Source organism: Streptococcus hyointestinalis, from assembly GCF_041225505.1.
GTDB lineage: Bacteria > Bacillota > Bacilli > Lactobacillales > Streptococcaceae > Streptococcus > Streptococcus hyointestinalis_B.
On sequence record NZ_JBCLSK010000070.1, the window covers coordinates 1 to 3,455 of the forward strand.

General features: G+C 41.2%; 4 protein-coding genes and 1 pseudogene. 1 reads left to right on the top strand and 4 read right to left on the bottom strand.

What is annotated here, in order from left to right; translation table 11 throughout:
• Positions 1-177 precede the first annotated feature (177 nt).
• Positions 178-459 carry a DUF3270 family protein gene (locus AALA56_RS09805; RefSeq protein ID WP_115268893.1) on the top strand — a complete coding sequence of 94 codons (282 nt, stop codon included), beginning with the start codon at positions 178-180 and terminating at the stop codon, positions 457-459.
• A 201-nt stretch (positions 460-660) separates the two neighbouring features.
• Here AALA56_RS09805 and AALA56_RS09810 read toward each other — a convergent pair.
• From AALA56_RS09810 to hprK, 4 genes and pseudogenes are all read right to left on the bottom strand, one after another.
• Positions 661-1,095, bottom strand: a pseudogene (locus AALA56_RS09810) (YtxH domain-containing protein); the annotation flags it as partial.
• Between the two features lie 26 nt (positions 1,096-1,121).
• Positions 1,122-1,511: a DUF948 domain-containing protein gene (locus AALA56_RS09815; RefSeq protein ID WP_115268889.1), complete on the bottom strand. Its 390-nt coding sequence runs from the start codon at positions 1,509-1,511 to the stop codon at positions 1,122-1,124.
• Between the two features lies 1 nt (position 1,512).
• On the bottom strand, positions 1,513-2,307 hold the full coding sequence (gene lgt, locus AALA56_RS09820; RefSeq protein ID WP_369909858.1) for a prolipoprotein diacylglyceryl transferase: 795 nt from the start codon (positions 2,305-2,307) through the stop codon (positions 1,513-1,515).
• The gene (gene hprK, locus AALA56_RS09825; protein ID WP_115268885.1) at positions 2,304-3,236 is read right to left on the bottom strand and encodes an HPr(Ser) kinase/phosphatase; all 933 of its coding nucleotides are present in this window, start codon (positions 3,234-3,236) and stop codon (positions 2,304-2,306) included. The genes lgt and hprK overlap by 4 nt, the downstream gene beginning before the upstream one ends.
• Between the last annotated feature and the right edge of the window lie 219 nt (positions 3,237-3,455).

Here is a 3,455-nt window from a genome sequence, read left to right on the forward strand (position 1 = left end):
ATCCTAAGAAAGTATTAGATTACAAAACTCCCAGAGAGGTGTTATACGCTGGCTAACTTGGACTTGAATTTTGCCTTCTAGGTCATTTTCAGGATTTATGATGAAAAAATTGTAAAAATAGATGACAAACCCTAGTCTTTGTGATACTATAAATAGGAATGTTTAAAGGAGAATGCTATGCCAGCACCAATAAAACATGAGCAACACACTATTGATACCGAAAATAATGCTCATACTACCCCAAAATCGCAGTCATTTAAAGCGATTGATACAAATACAGCTAAATACAAAGATTTAGTCTTTTTTGCACAACTCTCTGGGTTTGCCATTAGCACTGTTTTCATTACCTTTTTATTTCTGACAATTAGTTTTGCTCCTTTCTGGGCGATTTCGCTCGCTCTGCTAGCTAGTTTTGGTTTAAGAATCGGTATCAAGGCACTTATAAAAGCATTGAAGTAACACGCTCACACTTGAGTGTGTTTTTTTCTAACTAAAAAAGAGCACCTATGGCGCTCTTTTTTAATCTTTTTGTTCTTTTTTGTCTTCTTTAGTCGCTTTACTTGTGTTATCTTCTTTGACTTCTTTAGATTTTTTAGCGCTAGCTGCTTTTTCTTCTTGGCTGGCTTTTGCGACTTCTTCAAAGTTTTCAGCGACTTGTGCTTCTTTGTTGGCTTTGATGTCTTTTAACTCAATGATAATATCATCAACTTCCGCTTTGACGTCATCTGGGTCAACGACATCCTTGTCTGCTTCTGCAACATCGTTAAATTTTGCTTTGACGTGGTTGATGACATCACCAGCTTTGCTGACTACTTCGTCACCTTTTTCTTTGACAGCAGAAACGACATCTTCTTTGGTTAATTCACCAGATTCAAATTTTTCTTTGTAATCGTTGAAGGTATCTACAGCAAGGCTAGAATATTCGTGCGCTTTGTCTTTTGCTTTTTGGTGATATTCTTCTGGGTGTTCACGGTAAGCTTTGTAGGCTTTAGCAGCACGGTCTTTGACTTCTTTTCCCTTTTCGCTGCTCAAGAAATAAGCAGCTGCTGCACCTGAGGCGATTCCAACGATAATAGTACTCATCCATTTACTCATAATTTTTGTCCTCTATGTGTTATTTCCTAATCCTTTTTCTTAAACAGCTTGCTGGCTACCTTACCAACAGCAAAGGCAGAGCTGGCTTTAGCAACGCCACTTGTCACGCTACTAGCACGCTCGGTTAGGCTACGTGCTTGTGCATTGAGGTCTGACACACTCTCTGATAAGTCAGCAATGGCAACAAACAGTGGATCAATTGTCGCTACTTTGCCATTGACATCTTCGACTAGGATATTGGCTTTTGCGAGGATGTCATTTGTTTGATGCAATGTGACGTTAATGTCACTTGTTAATACTTGTAAACTTGTCTTTGCTTCATCGACAGCATTTGACAATTTGCGCAATAAAACAATCGCATATAAGACCAAAACAGCAAAGGCGATAGCGATAATGAGAACTGCTGTTTTCTCCATGTTAGTTTTCCTCCTTGGTTTCCAAATAGTAAGGACCAATGCCCTTTAGACGGTGATAAACGATAAAAACAATACCAATAATGACCAAAAGTACAGATAGCCATTGTGACACACGCATGCCCATAAAGTAGAGGCTGTCGGTGCGCATGCCTTCGATGACAAAGCGCCCACAACCATACCAGATGAGATAAAAGGCAGTAATCTCGCTCTGTCTCCAGAGATGAGGCTTGTGGCGAGTCGCTATGATGATGATAAAGCCGATAACATTCCAAATAGACTCATAGAGAAAGGTCGGAACACGATAGCTACCATCAATATACATCTGCTGCCTGATAAAAGCCGGTAAGTAGTTTAAACTGTCAACTGCTTTTCCGTAGGCTTCTTGGTTAATGAAATTTCCCCACCGTCCAATGGCTTGTGCAATCATCACACCTGGTACTGCAACGTCTAAGAAGTTGAGAGGATTTATCATGCGACGATAAGAAAAGACAAGTAAGACTAGAAGCCCTGCAATCAAGCCTCCATAGATGGCGATACCGCCATTCCAGATGGCTATAATCTCGTCTAAATGCTGGCTATAATAGCCCCACTCAAACGCCACATAATAAATCCTTGCACCAATGATAGCTATCGGAAAGGCAAGGAGAATAAAATCTAGAATATCATCAGAGCGAATGCCCTTTTTCTCCCCCTCTTTCATAGCCAGATAAACAGCAAGCAACAAGCCAGAAACAATACAAATAGCATACCAATGAATGGCAATTGGACCTAGCTGAATAGCAATTGGGTTAATCATTGGTTTTCCTCGTGTTGGCTGATGAGTTTTGTGAGACGTTCTTCAAAGGTCTTTGTCGCATCAAATCCCATTTGTTTAGCACGATAATTCATAGCGGCAGCCTCGATGACCACAGAGACGTTGCGTCCAGTCTTGACTGGAATGCGGATACGAGGGACTTTGACACCAGAGAGCTCGATTTCTTCATTGCCATTTCCCAGTCGGTCAAAGTCTTTGCCTGTCTCAAAGTTTTCAAGATAAATAGAGAGTTGCACTTGTGAAGAGTCCTTAACAGAGCTAGCGCCGTATAAGCTCATGATGTCAATGATACCGACACCACGAATTTCAAGCAGATGTCTTAAAATCTCAGCAGGCTCACCCCAGAGAGTCTCCTCATCTTTGGCAAAAACATCGACTCGGTCATCAGCCACTAGGCGATGTCCTCTCTTGACAAGCTCTAAACCTGTCTCGCTCTTTCCGATACCGGAGTCCCCTTGAATCAAAACACCCATGCCATAGATGTCCATCAGAACACCATGCACACTGATACGCTCAGCTAGGCAAGAATCCAAATACCCAGAGATTTCTCCTGAGAGACGGCTAGTGGGCACATGGCTCTTTAAGATAGCGACATTGTGCTCTTTTGCTGCTCTTAGCATCTCCTCTGGAATGTCTAAATTTCTAGCGACAATAGCGGCAGGCGTTTCACTTTGAAACATCTCGCTTAGGACCTGATAGCGGTTGTGTGAGGTCATCTTGGTCAGATAAGACCACTCTTTCATCCCAAAGAGCTGCAGGCGCTCAGGGGAATAATAATCAAAATACCCTGTCATCTCAAGACCAGGTCGTGAAATATCAGCTGTTGTGATTTCTTTTTCAAGATGAGAGGTATCGCCGTAAGCAATCTCCAACTTCAACTTATCCACTAACATCTGTACTGTTACTGACATGTCTATCTCCTTGTTAGCAAACCCACGAATGTGGTAGATGGTTATCATTTAGTATTATACCATAATATACCCACAAAAAGACAGTTCAAAAACTGCTTGAGTGTCCTATTTTTACAGCAAAAAAAGAAAGCCTAGTCATCAACTTGATATACTCCCCATATAGTAGACAGTGAAAAAACAAAAATTCACTAGAAACTATAAGGGGAGTTTTCATATGTC